This is a genomic window from Peptoniphilus lacydonensis (assembly GCF_900106515.1).
Taxonomy (GTDB): Bacteria; Bacillota; Clostridia; order Tissierellales; family Peptoniphilaceae; genus Peptoniphilus_A; species Peptoniphilus_A lacydonensis.
The window spans coordinates 1,067,790-1,083,149 of record NZ_FNWF01000003.1; the positions used below are offsets into that span (position 1 = coordinate 1,067,790).

At 31.9% G+C, this 15,360-nt stretch carries 14 protein-coding genes; 11 read left to right on the forward strand and 3 right to left on the reverse strand.

Annotated features, from left to right (window positions below; all coding sequences use genetic code 11):
• Positions 1–201 precede the first annotated feature (201 nt).
• From BQ5450_RS06795 to BQ5450_RS06815, 5 genes are read left to right on the forward strand one after another with little or no spacing between them, the layout of a single operon-like run.
• Positions 202–894 carry an ATP-binding protein gene (locus BQ5450_RS06795; protein WP_071126383.1) on the forward strand — a complete coding sequence of 231 codons (693 nt, stop codon included), beginning with the start codon at positions 202–204 and terminating at the stop codon, positions 892–894.
• A gap of 10 nt (positions 895–904) precedes the next feature.
• Positions 905–1,123: a 4Fe-4S dicluster domain-containing protein gene (locus BQ5450_RS06800; RefSeq protein WP_010247346.1), complete on the forward strand. Its 219-nt coding sequence runs from the start codon at positions 905–907 to the stop codon at positions 1,121–1,123.
• An 11-nt stretch (positions 1,124–1,134) separates the two neighbouring features.
• Positions 1,135–2,199 carry a 3-methyl-2-oxobutanoate dehydrogenase subunit VorB gene (locus BQ5450_RS06805; RefSeq protein WP_071126384.1) on the forward strand — a complete coding sequence of 355 codons (1,065 nt, stop codon included), beginning with the start codon at positions 1,135–1,137 and terminating at the stop codon, positions 2,197–2,199.
• Positions 2,199–2,951, forward strand: coding sequence for a thiamine pyrophosphate-dependent enzyme (locus BQ5450_RS06810; RefSeq protein ID WP_010247354.1), 753 nt, complete (start codon positions 2,199–2,201; stop codon positions 2,949–2,951). The genes BQ5450_RS06805 and BQ5450_RS06810 overlap by 1 nt, the downstream gene beginning before the upstream one ends.
• On the forward strand, positions 2,951–4,153 hold the full coding sequence (locus BQ5450_RS06815; RefSeq protein ID WP_071126385.1) for a 2-oxoacid:acceptor oxidoreductase family protein: 1,203 nt from the start codon (positions 2,951–2,953) through the stop codon (positions 4,151–4,153). Before BQ5450_RS06810 ends, BQ5450_RS06815 begins: the two co-directional genes overlap by 1 nt.
• 123 nt (positions 4,154–4,276) lie before the next feature.
• On the opposite strand, the gene hutG is transcribed toward BQ5450_RS06815, so the two are convergent.
• Both hutG and BQ5450_RS06825 read right to left on the reverse strand, forming a co-directional pair.
• On the reverse strand, positions 4,277–5,308 hold the full coding sequence (hutG, locus tag BQ5450_RS06820) for a formimidoylglutamase (protein ID WP_071126386.1): 1,032 nt from the start codon (positions 5,306–5,308) through the stop codon (positions 4,277–4,279).
• 8 nt (positions 5,309–5,316) lie between these two features.
• Entirely contained in the window at positions 5,317–6,270 is a 954-nt protein-coding gene (locus BQ5450_RS06825; protein ID WP_010247361.1) for a 2-hydroxyacid dehydrogenase family protein, read from the reverse strand.
• Positions 6,271–6,325: 55 nt separating this feature from the next.
• Here BQ5450_RS06825 and BQ5450_RS06830 point away from each other — a divergent pair, with 55 nt between their 5' ends.
• The 6 genes from BQ5450_RS06830 (at position 6,326) to BQ5450_RS06855 (ending at position 14,805) form a co-directional block, all read left to right on the forward strand.
• Positions 6,326–7,207 (forward strand): hypothetical protein, encoded by an 882-nt coding sequence (locus tag BQ5450_RS06830; protein WP_071126387.1) that lies wholly within the window; start codon positions 6,326–6,328, stop codon positions 7,205–7,207.
• Positions 7,208–7,370: 163 nt separating this feature from the next.
• On the forward strand, positions 7,371–8,714 hold the full coding sequence (locus BQ5450_RS06835) for an MATE family efflux transporter (protein WP_010247374.1): 1,344 nt from the start codon (positions 7,371–7,373) through the stop codon (positions 8,712–8,714).
• An 82-nt stretch (positions 8,715–8,796) separates the two neighbouring features.
• Positions 8,797–9,990, forward strand: coding sequence for an elongation factor Tu (tuf, locus tag BQ5450_RS06840; RefSeq protein WP_010244938.1), 1,194 nt, complete (start codon positions 8,797–8,799; stop codon positions 9,988–9,990).
• A gap of 189 nt (positions 9,991–10,179) precedes the next feature.
• A complete protein-coding gene (locus BQ5450_RS06845; protein ID WP_071126388.1) occupies positions 10,180–11,886 on the forward strand; it encodes an ABC transporter ATP-binding protein in 1,707 nt (568 codons plus the stop codon).
• A complete protein-coding gene (locus BQ5450_RS06850) occupies positions 11,879–13,624 on the forward strand; it encodes an ABC transporter ATP-binding protein (RefSeq protein WP_071126389.1) in 1,746 nt (581 codons plus the stop codon). The genes BQ5450_RS06845 and BQ5450_RS06850 overlap by 8 nt, the downstream gene beginning before the upstream one ends.
• Before the next feature lie 8 nt (positions 13,625–13,632).
• Complete coding sequence (locus tag BQ5450_RS06855) at positions 13,633–14,805, forward strand: iron-containing alcohol dehydrogenase (protein WP_071126390.1); 1,173 nt, start codon at positions 13,633–13,635, stop codon at positions 14,803–14,805.
• An 85-nt stretch (positions 14,806–14,890) separates the two neighbouring features.
• Here the strand turns inward: BQ5450_RS06855 and BQ5450_RS06860 are convergent, their stop codons facing one another.
• The gene (locus BQ5450_RS06860; protein ID WP_010247387.1) at positions 14,891–15,244 is read right to left on the reverse strand and encodes a class II SORL domain-containing protein; all 354 of its coding nucleotides are present in this window, start codon (positions 15,242–15,244) and stop codon (positions 14,891–14,893) included.
• Positions 15,245–15,360: the final 116 nt, after the last annotated feature.

Genomic DNA, 15,360 nt, shown 5'->3' on the forward strand with positions numbered 1-15,360 from the left:
TTTCATTAGTCAAATTTTATTTTTAAAATATTTTAAGTTAGTTTTGAAAAATAAAATTCTCTAATAAAGAGCCTTAGAAAGTCTAAGTTTAGACAAAAAATTAAATAAATTTCCATAATAAATAAAAATATAAGCTGCAATTGTTTTCAAATTATTTTAGTTGATGTATAATATATTTGATATTTTTGATTGGAGGGGAAGATGTATAAAGAAGTAGAAAATGGAAATAGAATAAAAATAATTACAGGACATTTTGGAAGCGGAAAGACAGAATTTGCGATTAATTACTGCCTCTATTTGAAAAAATATTTTGAAAAAGTTGCAGCAGTTGACTTGGATATTATAAATACATATTTCAGGATTAGAGAAAAAATGGATTTTTTAGCTGAAAGAGGTGTGGAATCATTTTCATCTAATATGAGAGAAAAGAATTCTCTAGATATCCCAGCAGTTGATGCTGCAATTTTAAAACCTTTAGAAAATAAAGATTATAGAGCCGTTTTAGATGTTGGAGGAAATCCTAAGGGTTCGCTTTCTCTTGGAAGGTATAGAGATATTTTGAAAAGAGAAGGGTATGATCATTATTTTGTAATAAATAGAAATAGACCTGAAACAAAAGATTTTGAGTCTGTAAGAGATTTTATTGGACAAGTAGAAGGTCATTCACAGACAAAAGTCACTGGAATAATTAATACCACACATTTTTTAAAGGAAACTACAGTAGATGACATTTTATATGGCGATGAACTTGCAAGAGAAGTTTCAAAAAAATTAAATCTTCCTTATGTATATGCAGTATGCCTTAAAAGTATAGAAAAGGAAGTTAGAGATTTAAATTTAGAAGCAGAAGTTTTTCCAATAGATTTATTTTTTAGAGAAGATTGGATGTTATAGGAGGTAAATTATGGCTAATGGCAGAGTTGAATTTGAAAAAGACAGATGTAAAGGTTGTGGACTATGCGTAACAGTGTGTCCAAAGGATGTTATTGAACTTGATAGAGAAACTATTAATGCAAAGGGATATGCACCAGCAATGGCAAAAAGACCAGAAGATTGTATAGCTTGTCAAAATTGTGCAATAACTTGTCCAGATTCAATAATAACAGTTTATAAAATTTCTTAAGGGGTGTTTACATGACAAAAGTACTTATGAAGGGAAACGAAGCAGTTGGTGCAGCAGCAATAGAAGCTGGATGTAAATATTTTTTCGGATATCCTATTACTCCGCAATCTGAAATTCCTGAATATTTATCAAGGGAACTTCCAAAGGTTGATGGATGTTTTTTGCAAGCTGAATCAGAAGTTGCAGCTATAAATATGCTTTACGGAGCAGCCGGAGCAGGAGCAAGAGTTATGACTTCTTCTTCATCTCCAGGAGTTTCGCTTATGCAAGAAGGTATTTCTTACATGGCGGGAGCTGAACTTCCTTGTGTAATTGTAAATATGATGAGAGGGGGTCCAGGACTTGGATCAATTCAGCCTTCTCAAACAGATTATTTCCAATCAACAAGGGGTGGAGGTAATGGAGATTATAGAACTATAACTTTGGCACCTTCTTCAGTTCAAGAACTTGTAAATTTAATAGAACTTGGTTTTGATTTGGCGGACAAGTATAGAAATCCTGTCGTAATAATGAGTGATGGTGTTCTAGGACAAATGATGGAGCCAGTTGAATTTGGAATGCAAGAAAAAATGATTCTCCCAGAAAAAACTTGGGCAACAAGAGGGAAGGGCAAAAATAATGGAGAAAGAAATATTATAAATTCAATTTATCTTTCTGCCGATGAACTTGAAGAACACAACGAACATTTAATAGAAAAATATAGAGAAATTACAGAAAATGAAATTAGAGTAGAAGCTTATGGTATAGAAGATGCAGATCTTGTTATAAGTGCCTATGGAACTACTGCTAGAATTGCAAAGAGTGCAATAGAACATTTGAGAGAAGAAGGGTATAAAGTTGGTCTTATTCGTCCAATAACTTGTTGGCCATATCCTTATGATGCTTTTAAAGATATTAATCCAAATTGTAAAGACATATTAGTTTGTGAAATGAATCAAGGACAAATGACTGATGATGTTAAAATTGCAGTTGAAGGAAGACAAAATGTTCACTTCTTTGGAAGACAAGGTGGAGTTATTCCAAATGTAGAAGAAATAAAAGAAGCTGCTCTTAATGTTTTAGGAGGTCTTAAATAATGGAAAAAACTAATGAAAAAGTTTTATATAAATATTCAGAAGGTTTGACTAGAAATGAAACACATTACTGTCCAGGATGTACCCATGGAGTAATTCATAAACTTGTGGCAGAATCACTAGTTGAACTTGGAGTTTTAGATGATGCAATTGGAGTTGCACCAGTAGGATGTGCAGTTCTTGCATATAAATATTTTAATTGTGACATGCATGAAGCAGCACATGGAAGAGCACCAGCAGTTGCAACTGGAATAAAAAGAGTGCATCCAAATAATCTTGTGTTTACTTATCAAGGGGATGGTGATTTGGCATCAATTGGTACCGCAGAAATTGTACAAGCAGCACATAGAGGAGAAAATATTTCAACAATTTTTGTAAACAATGCAATTTATGGAATGACTGGTGGACAAATGGCGCCAACAACATTAGTTGGGCAAGTTACAACTACTTCTCCTTATGGTAGAGATGAAAATTGGTGCGGAAAGCCACTAAAAGTTTCTGAAATGCTTGCTACAATTGACGGAGCAAAATTTGTTGAAAGAGTTTCAGTTGACACTCCAGCAAATATTAGAAAAGCAAAAAAAGCAATAAAAGAATGTTTCAAGCATCAACTTGAAGGTAAAGGCTTTGGAATAGTAGAAGTATTGTCATCTTGTCCAACGAACTGGGGACTACCTCCAGCAGATGCGCTTGCATGGTTAAGAGATAATATGATTCCATACTATCCACTAGGAAATTTTAGGAGGGAAGACTAATGGCTACAAGAGATATTATTGCCGCTGGATTTGGTGGACAAGGTATTATGGCAATGGGGCAACTTATAACTTATTCAGGGATGCTTGAAAACAAATTTGTATCATGGCTTCCAAGTTATGGACCAGAAATGCGTGGAGGATCAGCAAATTGTTCTGTTGTAGTTTCAGATGAACCAGTTGGATCTCCCGTTATTTCACAAGCAACAGATGTAATCGTAATGAACGAACCATCACTAGAAAAATTTGAAGAGTTTGTTGCACCAGGAGGAAATTTATTTTTAAATTCATCACTTATAAAATCTTTTCCAAAAAGAGATGACATAAATGTATTTTCTATACCAGTAAATGACCTTGCAATAGAACTTGGAAATGCAAAAGTTGCAAATATGGTAATGCTTGGAGCATTTTTACAAGTTACAAACACTGTAAAAACAGAATCGGTAATAAAAGCTTTTACCAAAGTTTATGGAGATGCAAAGAAAAAACTTCTTCCTATAAATGAAAGAGCAATTGCAACTGGACAAGATGCAATAAAAGAAGCAGGTTGTGTAGGTGGAATTTGTCAAATAATGCCAGAAAAAACTAATGCCGAAGTCACAAGTAATTATTCAAGACAAAGTGCTGCAAATATTGAACTTAGTGGAACTGATTTAGAAAATATTGAATACTTAAAGACAATTAAAAAATATTCTGAAGAAGATGATGAAAAAATCTTTGAAAATGAAGTGACAATTGTAGATGAAGCCCTTTTTGTAGAAGAAGAATCAATTAAATTCTGTGATAAAGCTGCTGAAATGTTAAATGGCGACGATGCAGGAGAAATTTTTGCATCACTTTCACAACAATCAGAAGAGCACATATCTTATCTAAAGGGTCTAAAGGAAAATATAAAATCAAAGGACAATACATCTTTTGCAGATAAAGTCAAAGCAAAATTCACAAAAAGAGAAGATTACGATTGGGGCAAAGTTGATCCAGAAAAGGCAAGATTAGCACTAAATGTATTTTCAATTGCAAAGGACATAAAAAATCAATCGATAGCTTTTTATAATAAAGCAAAAGAAAATACAAAAGATGAAAATGCAAGAAAACTATATGACGAACTTGAATATTGGGAAAATTTTCAATTAGAACAAGTAACAGGTCAGTATGAAATTTATAAAGATGAATGGTGGTCTGACCAAATGTTTTCAAAAATGTAAGATTTGTAAAAGTAAAAAATTAAGAAGCATCAAAGTAGGTGCTTCTTTTTTACTTTATAAAACATCCACAAAGATTTTATTCTCTTAAGATCTTTATAATGTTTAAAATTTACTTGTAGAAATTTATTGAGGGATATATTTTTTGTTTTCATCGCCAAGTGTATATTGGGCTAGAGTAGATATAACTGTATAAACCAAAATAGATGCTAGATTTGCAGTTACAGAATCGTGGTCAAACCTTGGAGAAACTTCTGCAATGTCAAAACTCATTGGCTTTCCTGTTGAAAAAATGTGTTTTAAAAGCAAAATTACTTTTTCTGGATCGACACCAAGTGGTTGTGGTGCAGAAACTCCTGGTGCAAAACTAGATGTAAAACAGTCCATGCAGATTGTAATATAAAGGTAGTCTTCCTTTTTTATATACTCATCGAGATTATTTACAATGTCAAAAAAGTTTTCGCTAATCATATCTTTGCCAAGGACATAGTTCACGCCAAGTTCATCAGCAGTTCTAAAAAGTGCAAGTGTGTTAGAGTGTTTTTGAATCCCCATTACATAGTAGGCATATTCCGTTCCCTTTTCACGAGTATAGTCTGAAATTTGTCTAAACATTGTTCCACTTGTTCCAGTTCCCTTTTCATAAGGTCTTAAATCAAAGTGCGCATCAAAGTTTAATATTCCAAGTTTGTTATCTTCTTTGTCGTCTAGAAAGGTTGAAAGTCCTTTGTAGTGACCAAAGGCAGTTTCGTGACCTCCTCCAAGAACAATTGGAAATAAATTTAAATCTAAAATTTTTTTTACAGCTTTTGCAAGCTCGTCTTGACTTGCCTCAAGAGTTGTATATTTACTTGTGACATTTCCACAGTCAAAGATTTTTACTTCTTTTGAGAATTGACATGGAAGTTTTGAAAGTTCTTTTCTTATAGCAGAAGGACCCGCAGCTGCACCAAATCTACCTTTATTAAGTTCAATTCCTTGGTCTGATTCAAACCCTAAGATGCCAAAGGCAAGCTTTCCATCAAAAGGAGTTAGATCTTCATCGTTTAAATCAAGACCTTTAACCCATTGATGCCATCTAAAACTTTCATAGTCATTTTCATCATCAATTCTACCTGACCATATTCCCATTTCTTGTGGGCTGTAATAATTTATCATTTTACACCTCAATTTACTTTGTTCTTTGGAGTTTTTCCATTTTTAAAATCAATCAAATTGTCCTTTGCATTTTTGCCCATCTCAAGCCTTGCTTCAAAAGTTGCATTGCCCAGATGGGGTGCAAGAATTACATTGTCGAGGGCCAAGAGTTTTTCATTAACTTTTGGTTCTTTTTCATATACATCAAGAGCGGCACCTGCGATTTTATTTTCTATTAGTGCATCAGCAAGGGCATCTTCGTCAACAATTGGACCTCTGGACGCATTTATTAATATAGCACTTTTTTTCATCATTTCAAGTTCTTTTTTGGAAATCATGTGGCGAAGTTCAGGCACAAAAGCAGTGTGTAAACTTAAGAAGTCAGAATTTTTTATTACATCATCTTTTTCCATGTATTTAAGAACAAATTCTTTTTCAAAATCTTCTTTTCTAGTGCGAGAATAATAAATTACATTCATTTCAAAAGCCTTTGCTCTTTTTGCAAGATTTTTTCCAATATTTCCAAGACCAATTATGCCAAGAGTTTTATCTTTAAGTTCACTTCCAAGATAAAAAGTTGGACGCCAGCCGTAAAACTTTCCTTCTCTTGTAACCTTATCGCCAGATACAATACGTCTTGCAGAAGCAAGCATTAGTCCAAAAGTAAGCTCTGCAGTAGAAATAGCAGATGCAGGAGCAGGTGCATTTGTAACAACAATTCCTTTTTCTCTTGCATAATTTATGTCAATATTATCAAAACCAGCTCCGTAGTTTGCAATTATTTTCAAATTATCTGATGCATCAATTACATCTTTATCGATTTTATCAGATAGAGGACATAAAAGAGCATCTTTACCCTTAATTTTCTCAATTATTTCTTCCCTAGTAAGAGGAATATTTGAATTGTGATAAGTTATATCAAAATTCTTATTTAGTTCATTATAAATATCTTCTGGAATATTGCTTGTAATTAATAGTTTCATAAAATCACCTCGTCAATTTTATTTTAACATATATATTTGAAAATTATAGAATGAGGTGGTAAAAAATACTTCAGAAATAAGAAAAGAATTAATTCCTTTAATTACAAAAAAATTTAAGAGGATAAGTTATACTGATAAACAAAATATGGCTGATAATGAAATTAAATTAAATATTAGTTTTTCTACTACTCAAGATTTATTATTCAATACAGTACTAATTAATAACTTTAAAAATGTGGATTTTTCCTTTAATAGCATGAAAAGCTCTAGTTTACAGAAAATAAAATTCCCAAAAACAAAGGAGAAGTCGGTTGATGTTGTTTTAAGAACGGAAAATAAAGACTTGAGGTTAAATGATTATATTTTGATTTTTGTGGAAACTAAAAATGATATAATTGATATTATAAAGCATAAGAGATTTACGATTAAAAATAATGTAGAAAAATTAGATGAAGTAATAGAGCCAGTATATATAAAAAATATATATGAAGAAATAAAACATTTTGACTCAAAAGATATAGAAAACTTATCATTGTTAGATTATAAGTTTTCTGAACTTGAAAGATATTTTAGTGAGAATGAATATAAAAAAACATATATTTATATTGATATAGAAAAAGAGTTAAGAAACTCACCCTATTTTGAGAAATTTATAGAAGATATTAATTCTAAAAAGAGTATACCTGTTAGTTTAGTAATATTTTATATGAAAGAGAACAATTGCCAAATAATAGATGGAAGTGTATCATTTATAAACACAGAATTGAATAAAAAGATTTTGATAGAGAATCCTAATTTATATAGTGTACATACAAACGAAGGTTTTCGAATTATGGCTATGTTCTATCCTTTAGAGGAATCTGATGATAAATTATATACTTATAAGATGTCGATTTGGGACACCTTGTTTTATTCTAAAGTTTTTGGACAAAATTAATTGGTAGGTTAAGATTTGAAACGTATATATTAAAAAATTAAATACTTTATATTTATGGAGCTAAAAAGTTTTTAGCTTCATTTTTGATTATGTGATAAAATTTAATTTGGAATTTAAAAAATTCTATATTTTTATATAAATTTAAAAGTTAAGAGGTGATTAAGTGGAGAATAATGAAAACAAATTAGGGACTATGTCCATTCCAAAGCTTTTATTTCAAGTATCTTTTCCTATTGTAATTTCTATGTTTATACAGTCAATGTATAACTTGGTGGACTCATACTACATAGGAAAAATTAATGAGGAGGCATTTACGGCGATTTCAATTGCCTTTCCAATTCAAAATATAATGATAGGAATTGGAGTTGGGACGGGAGTTGGCATGAATTCTCTTTTATCTAGATATTTAGGTGAAAAAAATTATGAAAAGTCTAATAACACAGCGGAAGTAGGTTTTTTTCTTGCTATAATGTATGGAATTATTTTACTTATACTCTCGAGATTTTTGCCACGACCTTTTTTATCTGCACAGACGGATAACGTAGAAATAATTAGTTATGGAATAGAATATTTGCAGATTGTAATGGGACTTTCTATGGGAGTATTTATACAGATTTTTCTTGAAAGAGCTCTTCAATCTACTGGAAGAACTATTTTTACAATGTTGACGCAACTTATTGGAGCTATACTAAATATAATTTTAGATCCTATTTTTATTTTTGGGTATTTTGGACTTCCTGCCATGGGTGTTAAGGGTGCCGCGATTGCAACTGTAATTGGACAAATAATTGGTGCAATTTGTGGATCTATTTTTGAATATAAATTTAATAAAGAAATTGAAATTAAAAAACCTGTATATGATCCCAAAATTATAAAGGAAATTTATAGAGTCGGAGTTCCTTCTATGATAACTATAATCATTCAATCTTTTACTATTTATATATTAAATAAGATGCTATCAGGAATCTCTACATCGGCTATTGCTGCTCTAGGTGCGTATTTTAAAATTCAGTCTTTTGTATTTATGCCAATATTTGGGCTAAATAATGGAGTTGTTCCTATAATTGCATATAATTATGGGGCAAAGAAAAAAGATAGAATTTTAAAAACGATAAAGCTTGCCTTTATAAGTGTGACTGTGATGATGTTGGTTGTTTCGGGAATTGTAATGTTTTTTCCAGAAGAACTTCTATCAATATTTTCCGCATCAGATAAGATGTTAGAAATTGGAGTACCAATGCTTAAAATTTGTGCTCTTTCATACATCTTTGCAGGAATATCAATAGTAGGTACAAGCGTGTTTCAAGCTTTAGGAAATGGAATTTTGGCACTTTTTGATTCAATTCTAAGGCAAATTATAGTTTTACTTCCAGTAGCTTATATTGCAATAAAATATTTTACTGTAAATGAAATTTGGTGGGGATATGTAATTGCAGAGTTTGCATCAGTGCTTTTTGTAATTTATTTTATGAACACCTTTGTGAAGAAAAAGTTGGAATTTATTTGAGCCTTAGATGGCTTAAATGTTGAAAATTTTTTGATTTTGATGTATTATGAATTTAATTTAAATAATCCTAGGAGGAAATATAATGGCTAAAGCAAAATTTGAAAGAAATAAACCACATGTAAACATTGGAACAATAGGTCACGTTGACCACGGCAAGACAACATTAACAGCAGCAATTACACTAGTAATGAACAAGAGATACGGCGGCGGAGAATTCGTAGACTACGCACACATAGACAAGGCTCCAGAAGAAAGAGAAAGAGGAATCACAATCTCAACATCTCACGTAGAATACGAAACAGAAAACAGACACTACGCACACGTAGACTGCCCAGGACACGCTGACTATGTAAAGAATATGATTACAGGAGCAGCACAAATGGACGGAGCAATCCTAGTAGTATCAGCAGCAGACGGACCAATGCCACAAACAAGAGAACACATACTATTAGCAAGACAAGTAGGCGTTCCAAAAATTTGTGTATTCCTAAACAAAGAAGACCAAGTAGATGATCCAGAACTAATCGAATTAGTAGAAATGGAAGTAAGAGATTTACTATCAGAATACGACTTTGACGGAGATAACACACCAATCGTAGTAGGAAGTGCACTAAAAGCCCTAGACGATCCAGACGGAGAATGGGGAGATAAAGTAGCAAAACTAATGGAAGAAGTAGACGCATACATTCCAACACCAACAAGAGATACAGATAACCCATTCCTAATGCCAATAGAAGACATCTTCTCAATCACAGGAAGAGGAACAGTAGCAACAGGAAGAGTAGAACAAGGAGTAGTAAAAGTAGGGGACACAGTAGAAGTAGTAGGTCTAACAGACGAAAAAAGACAAGTAGTAGTAACTGGAGTAGAAATGTTCAGAAAACAACTTGACCAAGCAGAAGCAGGAGACAACATAGGAGCCCTACTAAGAGGAGTACAAAGAGAAGAAATCCAAAGAGGACAAGTACTAGCAGCACCAGGAACAATACACCCACACACAAAATTTGAAGCAGAAGTATATGTATTGACAAAAGAAGAAGGAGGAAGACACACACCATTCTTCAACGGATACAGACCACAATTCTACTTCAGAACAACAGACGTAACAGGAGATATCCAATTAGCAGAAGGCGTAGAAATGGTAATGCCAGGAGATAACTCAACGTTCACAGTAACACTAATCACACCAATCGCAATGGACGAAGGACTAAGATTTGCCATTCGTGAAGGTGGTAGAACAGTAGCATCTGGTGTTGTATCTAAAATTATTGACTAATTCTTTAAGATTAAAAATTTAAAAGTAATACAAATAGGAGCAGGTTTAGACTTGCTCTTATTTTTTTGGTTCTACAATATTCTATTAAGGGATGTTTTTTTTATCAATCAATAGATATTATAGAAACTATTTCAACCAGTAAATTTTCTTTTAAAAACTCTATATGTTAGAATAAACTACGGAGGATTTATGAGCATATATAAAGGACTTAATAAATATAAAATTAGAATTTTTGTTGTCATACTTCTTACTTTTGGCAATGCTCTTGGAGAGTTATTTCTGCCAAAACTTATGAGTCTTGTTATTGATAAGGGTGTGGCTTATGGAGATACCAATTATATTTTGAAAATTGGTGCGTTAATGATTTTAGTAGTTATTTTAACAGTTATATGTAGAGCTTCTGCAGCATATCATTCTTCGAAGACTACAATGGCATTTTCAAGAGATCTTAGATACAAATTATTTAGAAAAATTAATTACTTCAGTTTTGATGATGTTGAACACTTTTCTATTTCTTCTTTAATTACTAGGACCACAGACGATGTGAATCAAGTGGAACAAATGGTTTTAATGGGACTTAGGCCTCTTGTGAGAGGTCCGCTTATGTTTGTTGGTGGTCTTATTATGGCTCTTTCTACTAATTTAAAACTTTCTGTTGTTTTTCCCATAACTATTCCCTTTATTGCTATTGGTCTTTACATTGTTATAAAAAGGGGATTACCTTATTTTCCAATTTTGCAAAAAAGACTAGATAATTTAAATGAGCTTTTTAGAAGAAGGATTACAGGACTTCGTGTTATAAGAGCATTTTCGAAAGAGGAACATGAAGAAAAAATTTTTGAAAATGCTAATAGAGATTACAAAGACATGGCTACTAAAGTAAATAAGTTGATGGTAAATGTGAGACCGCTTCTTGCTATTATTTTAAATCTTGCTATTGTTGCTATTATGTTTTTTGGTGCAAAGTTAATTGATATTAGAGAAATGGGAGTTGGAGAGCTCATGGCATATATTCAGTACATTACTCAAGTTCTTACTGCAATGATTATGATGAGTTTTCTTCTTTCAATGGTGCCTAGGACTGTTGCGTCTATGAATAGGATAAATGAAGTCTTGGAATATGATTCTACAAGAACTGGTGGAGATAAAAAGCTAGAAGGTGGAATTTATGAGATTAGGACAAAAAATCTTTCTTTTGCATATCCAGATGCAAGTTTAAATTCTTTAAAAGATATAAATTTTGAAGTCAAAAGCGGTGAAACTCTTGGGATAATTGGAGGTACTGGTTCGGGTAAGTCTACGTTATTAAGGCTTATTTTACAATTTTATGAGCCAGGGGATAAAGAACTTTTTATCAATGGAATAGATATTAAGGACTTAAATAATTATGATGTGAGAGATAAAATTTCCTATGTGCCACAGGAAAATTTTTTCTTTTCAAAAACTGTTTCTGAAAATTTATCTTATGCCAATGAAAAATCAGAGAAAGATCTCATGAAAGAATCCCTTTTGAAAGCAAAAGCAATGGATTTTTTGGGAGATGATCCATTAGATAAAAAAGTTTCTCGGGGTGGAAAGAATCTATCTGGTGGTCAAAGACAGCGTCTTGCAATTGCAAGGGCACTTACAAGGGATGCATCAGTTTATCTTTTTGATGATTCTTTTTCTGCCTTAGATTACAAAACTGACTATGAACTTAGACAAGTTTTAAGAGAAGATTTGAAAAATAAAATTGTTATAGTTGTTGCACAAAGAGTTGCTACAATTTTGAATGCTGATAAAATTCTTGTGTTAGAAGATGGAGAAGTTGCAGGCTATGGGGATCACAATTATCTTATGAAGAACAATAAAATTTATAGAGAGATTGCGATAAGTCAGGGGCAAGATTATGAATAAGAAAAATAGTACGCTTTCTAGGATATTTGGATATTTAAAAAGTTACAAGTTATTTCTTCTTGTTGCAGTTTTCTTGACAATAGGGACTTCTATATTTGAAATTATTTCTCCAAGATTAATGGGAAATATAACTACGAGAATTTTTGAAAATTTAAAAAATAACATTGGCGTTGATTTTGATTATGTTATAAGAATTTGTATAATTTTGGGGTGCTTATATTTTATTCAAGGAGCTTTCGAATTTTTTAGGGGCAGGATTCTTGTTGATATTACACAAGATTTAATTGAAAGAATAAGAAGAGAAATGTCAGAGAAGGTAAAGTATATTCCAACGGCTTTTTTTGATAAAAATAAAACAGGGGATCTATTATCTAGGATGACTAACGATGTTGAAACTCTTGGCAAGAATTTGCAGCAGACAATTTCATCTCTTTTGTCTTCTGTGGTATTAATTGTGGGAATACTTACAGTGATGATAAGAATTTCTAAAATACTAACTTTGGTATTTTTATTTACACTTCCCATGACCTATTTTTCTACAAAGTTTATATCAAAAAAATCTCAAGGTTATTTTAGAAAGAAGTCAAAGGGAATAGGTTCAATGGTAGGCTTTGTTGAAGAAAATTTTTCTGGGTCCGAACTTATAAAGGCGTTTAATTATGAAAAAAGAGCGGAAGATGAATTTTTAGAAATTAATGAAAATTTATATGAAGTTAGCTATAAAGCATCCTTTATGACAGGGATTATGCTTCCAATTATGACTTTTATTTCTAACCTAGGCTATGTAATGTTATCAATTGTTGGTGGATTTTTGGTATTATCGGGTAAATTATTTGTAGGTGACATTCAAGCGGTGATTCAGTATGTGAGAAAGCTTGCAAATCCCATAGAGCAACTTGCGGAAATGGCTTCTATTTTTCAAGCATCAATTGCTTCAGCAGAAAGAATTTTTGAATTTTTAGATCAAGAGCCAGAAGAAGAAATAGTAAGAACTGAAATTAGAAAACCAGTTGAGAAAATAGAGTTTAAAAATGTTTATTTTTCTTATGACAAAGTAAATTCTGTTATAAATAATTTAAACTTGGAAGTTGAAAAAAACAAAACTGTTGCCATAGTTGGATCTACTGGTGCAGGAAAGACAACTATTGTAAATCTACTCATGAGGTTTTATGATATTGATAGAGGTTCTATAAAGATAAATGATGTAGACATAAAAGATGTATCAAGAAGAAATTTGCGTTCTCTTTTTGGTATGGTACTTCAAGATTCTTGGCTATTTAGAGGAACAATTTATGAAAATATTTTGTATGGTCGTGAGGATGCAACTAAGGAGGAAGTAATTGACGCGGCGAAAAAAGCCTATTGCCACTCTTTTATAGAAAAGTTTCCAGATGGGTACGATACAATTTTAAATGAAGATGCATCTAATATTTCTAAAGGTCAAAGACAGCTTCTTACAATTGCAAGAGCACTGATTTCTGATCCGGAAATTTTAATATTAGATGAAGCTACATCATCTGTTGATACTAGAACAGAATCTCTTATACAAAAGGCCATGAAGAATTTGCTTAATGAGAGGACAAATTTTGTAATTGCACACAGACTTTCTACTATTGTTAATTCTGATATGATTTTGGTCTTAGATAAGGGAGATATTGTAGAAAAAGGAACTCATAAAGAGTTAATTGCAAAGAATGGAATCTATGCAGAGCTTTACAATTCACAATTTAAGGATTAGGAGGAATTATGAAGGATTTTATTTTTAATGTAGACACAAAGATACTTTTTGGAAAAGATCAAATGAAAAATTTGGCAAGTGAGATAAAAAAATATGGCAGTAGAGTTTTGCTTGCCTATGGGGGAGGTTCAATAAAAAGGAATGGACTTTATGATGAAATAATAAAAATATTTAAAGAAAATAATATTTTTTATAAGGAACTTTCAGGCATTGAGCCAAATCCAAGAGTTGAATCTGCAAGAGAAGGTGTAAAAATTGTAAAAGAAAATAAGCTTGACTTTATCCTTGCAGTTGGTGGTGGATCTGTAATAGATTTATCAAAACTTGTTGCTGGTGCAGTATTTATTGATGGCGATCCATGGGATATTGTAATTAGAAAAGAAAAGATAAATAAAGCACTTCCAATAGGAACAATATTGACACTTGCAGCCACAGGCTCAGAAATGGACAAAGGTGGAGTAATAACAAATCCAGAAACTACGCAAAAACTTGCTTTTGGCTCAGAATATACTCTTCCAAAATTTTCCATACTAAATCCAGAAGTAACTTATTCAGTAAATGCAAAACATACTGCGGCAGGTGTTGCAGACATAATGAGTCACACTATGGAAAATTATTTTACACTAGATGATGGAGCATATATGCAAAATAAACTTTCTGAGGGAATTTTAAAAACTTGCATACACTATGGACCAATTGCCATGGAAGAGCCAGAAAATTATGATGCGAGGGCAAATATTATGTGGGCATCAACTTGGGCAATTAATGGGCTTCTTTCAACAGGAAAGGAAACACCTTGGTCAGTTCACCCAATGGAACACGAACTTTCTGCATTTTATGATATAACTCATGGAATTGGACTTGCAATTTTAACTCCAAGATTTTTAAATCACATATTAAGCGATGAAACAGTTGATATGATTAGAGCTTTTGGAATAAATGTATTTGGAATAAAGGAAACAGAAAATAAATTTAACGATGCAAAAAGAGCAATCTCTGCACTTCATATGTTCTTTGAACAAGATATGATGATTCCAATGACACTTGGAGAAGTGGGAATAGACGATGAAAAGTTAGAAGAGATGGCAGATAGAGCAGCAAAGCACGCTGGTGGCTCAATAAAAGGTGTTGTAGAACTTAAAAAAGAAGACATTTTAGAAATTTATAAAGCTTCTTTATAATTTAATTTAGATAAAATATGTAAAAATAGGGACGGGGAATAAAAACCTCGTCCTTTTTTAAAAGTTTATAAAAATTTTGAATTTATTAAGCTTCTACTGAGTTTTCCCATAATCCATGAATATTACAATAACTTAGTGCGTAAACTTCTCCACCCTTGTCAGTTTTAACAGCAGTTTCTACACAAGGAACAGTTTCGATTTCGCCTTCGCCATGAGCATTAAATTCATAAGAACCGACTTCTGTTGGGAATTTTTCTCCTTCAGGTTTGAAGAATACTTTAATCCATGCAATGTGGTGTTCCAAAGTGTTTGGATGTTCAATTTCTTCACCAACAATTGTTTTGATTTTTAGAAGCCCTTCTTCTTTTTCTACGTGAATTACAGGAACGTGTTTTTCTGTTTTAAAATCAGCAGTTTGTACTGTTTCAGTTAATTTCATTTTTATTACCCCCAAAGTAAATATTTTTGTTATATAAAATTATTACCCTAAATTAAATAAATTAACACATATATTTAAAAGAAAGACAAAGAAATTTATTTCTAGTATAATAAGAA

Bases quoted from the DNA above. Each gene is read 5' to 3' on its own strand.
- BQ5450_RS06795 (WP_071126383.1), top strand. From the start codon at position 202: ATGTATAAAGAAGTAGAAAATGGAAATAGAATAAAAATAATTACAGGA.
- BQ5450_RS06800 (WP_010247346.1), top strand. From the start codon at position 905: ATGGCTAATGGCAGAGTTGAATTTGAAAAAGACAGATGTAAAGGTTGT.
- BQ5450_RS06805 (WP_071126384.1), top strand. From the start codon at position 1,135: ATGACAAAAGTACTTATGAAGGGAAACGAAGCAGTTGGTGCAGCAGCA.
- BQ5450_RS06810 (WP_010247354.1), top strand. From the start codon at position 2,199: ATGGAAAAAACTAATGAAAAAGTTTTATATAAATATTCAGAAGGTTTG.
- BQ5450_RS06815 (WP_071126385.1), top strand. From the start codon at position 2,951: ATGGCTACAAGAGATATTATTGCCGCTGGATTTGGTGGACAAGGTATT.
- hutG (WP_071126386.1), bottom strand. From the start codon at position 5,308: ATGATAAATTATTACAGCCCACAAGAAATGGGAATATGGTCAGGTAGA.
- BQ5450_RS06825 (WP_010247361.1), bottom strand. From the start codon at position 6,270: ATGAAACTATTAATTACAAGCAATATTCCAGAAGATATTTATAATGAA.
- tuf (WP_010244938.1), top strand. From the start codon at position 8,797: ATGGCTAAAGCAAAATTTGAAAGAAATAAACCACATGTAAACATTGGA.
- BQ5450_RS06845 (WP_071126388.1), top strand. From the start codon at position 10,180: ATGAGCATATATAAAGGACTTAATAAATATAAAATTAGAATTTTTGTT.
- BQ5450_RS06850 (WP_071126389.1), top strand. From the start codon at position 11,879: ATGAATAAGAAAAATAGTACGCTTTCTAGGATATTTGGATATTTAAAA.
- BQ5450_RS06855 (WP_071126390.1), top strand. From the start codon at position 13,633: ATGAAGGATTTTATTTTTAATGTAGACACAAAGATACTTTTTGGAAAA.
- BQ5450_RS06860 (WP_010247387.1), bottom strand. From the start codon at position 15,244: ATGAAATTAACTGAAACAGTACAAACTGCTGATTTTAAAACAGAAAAA.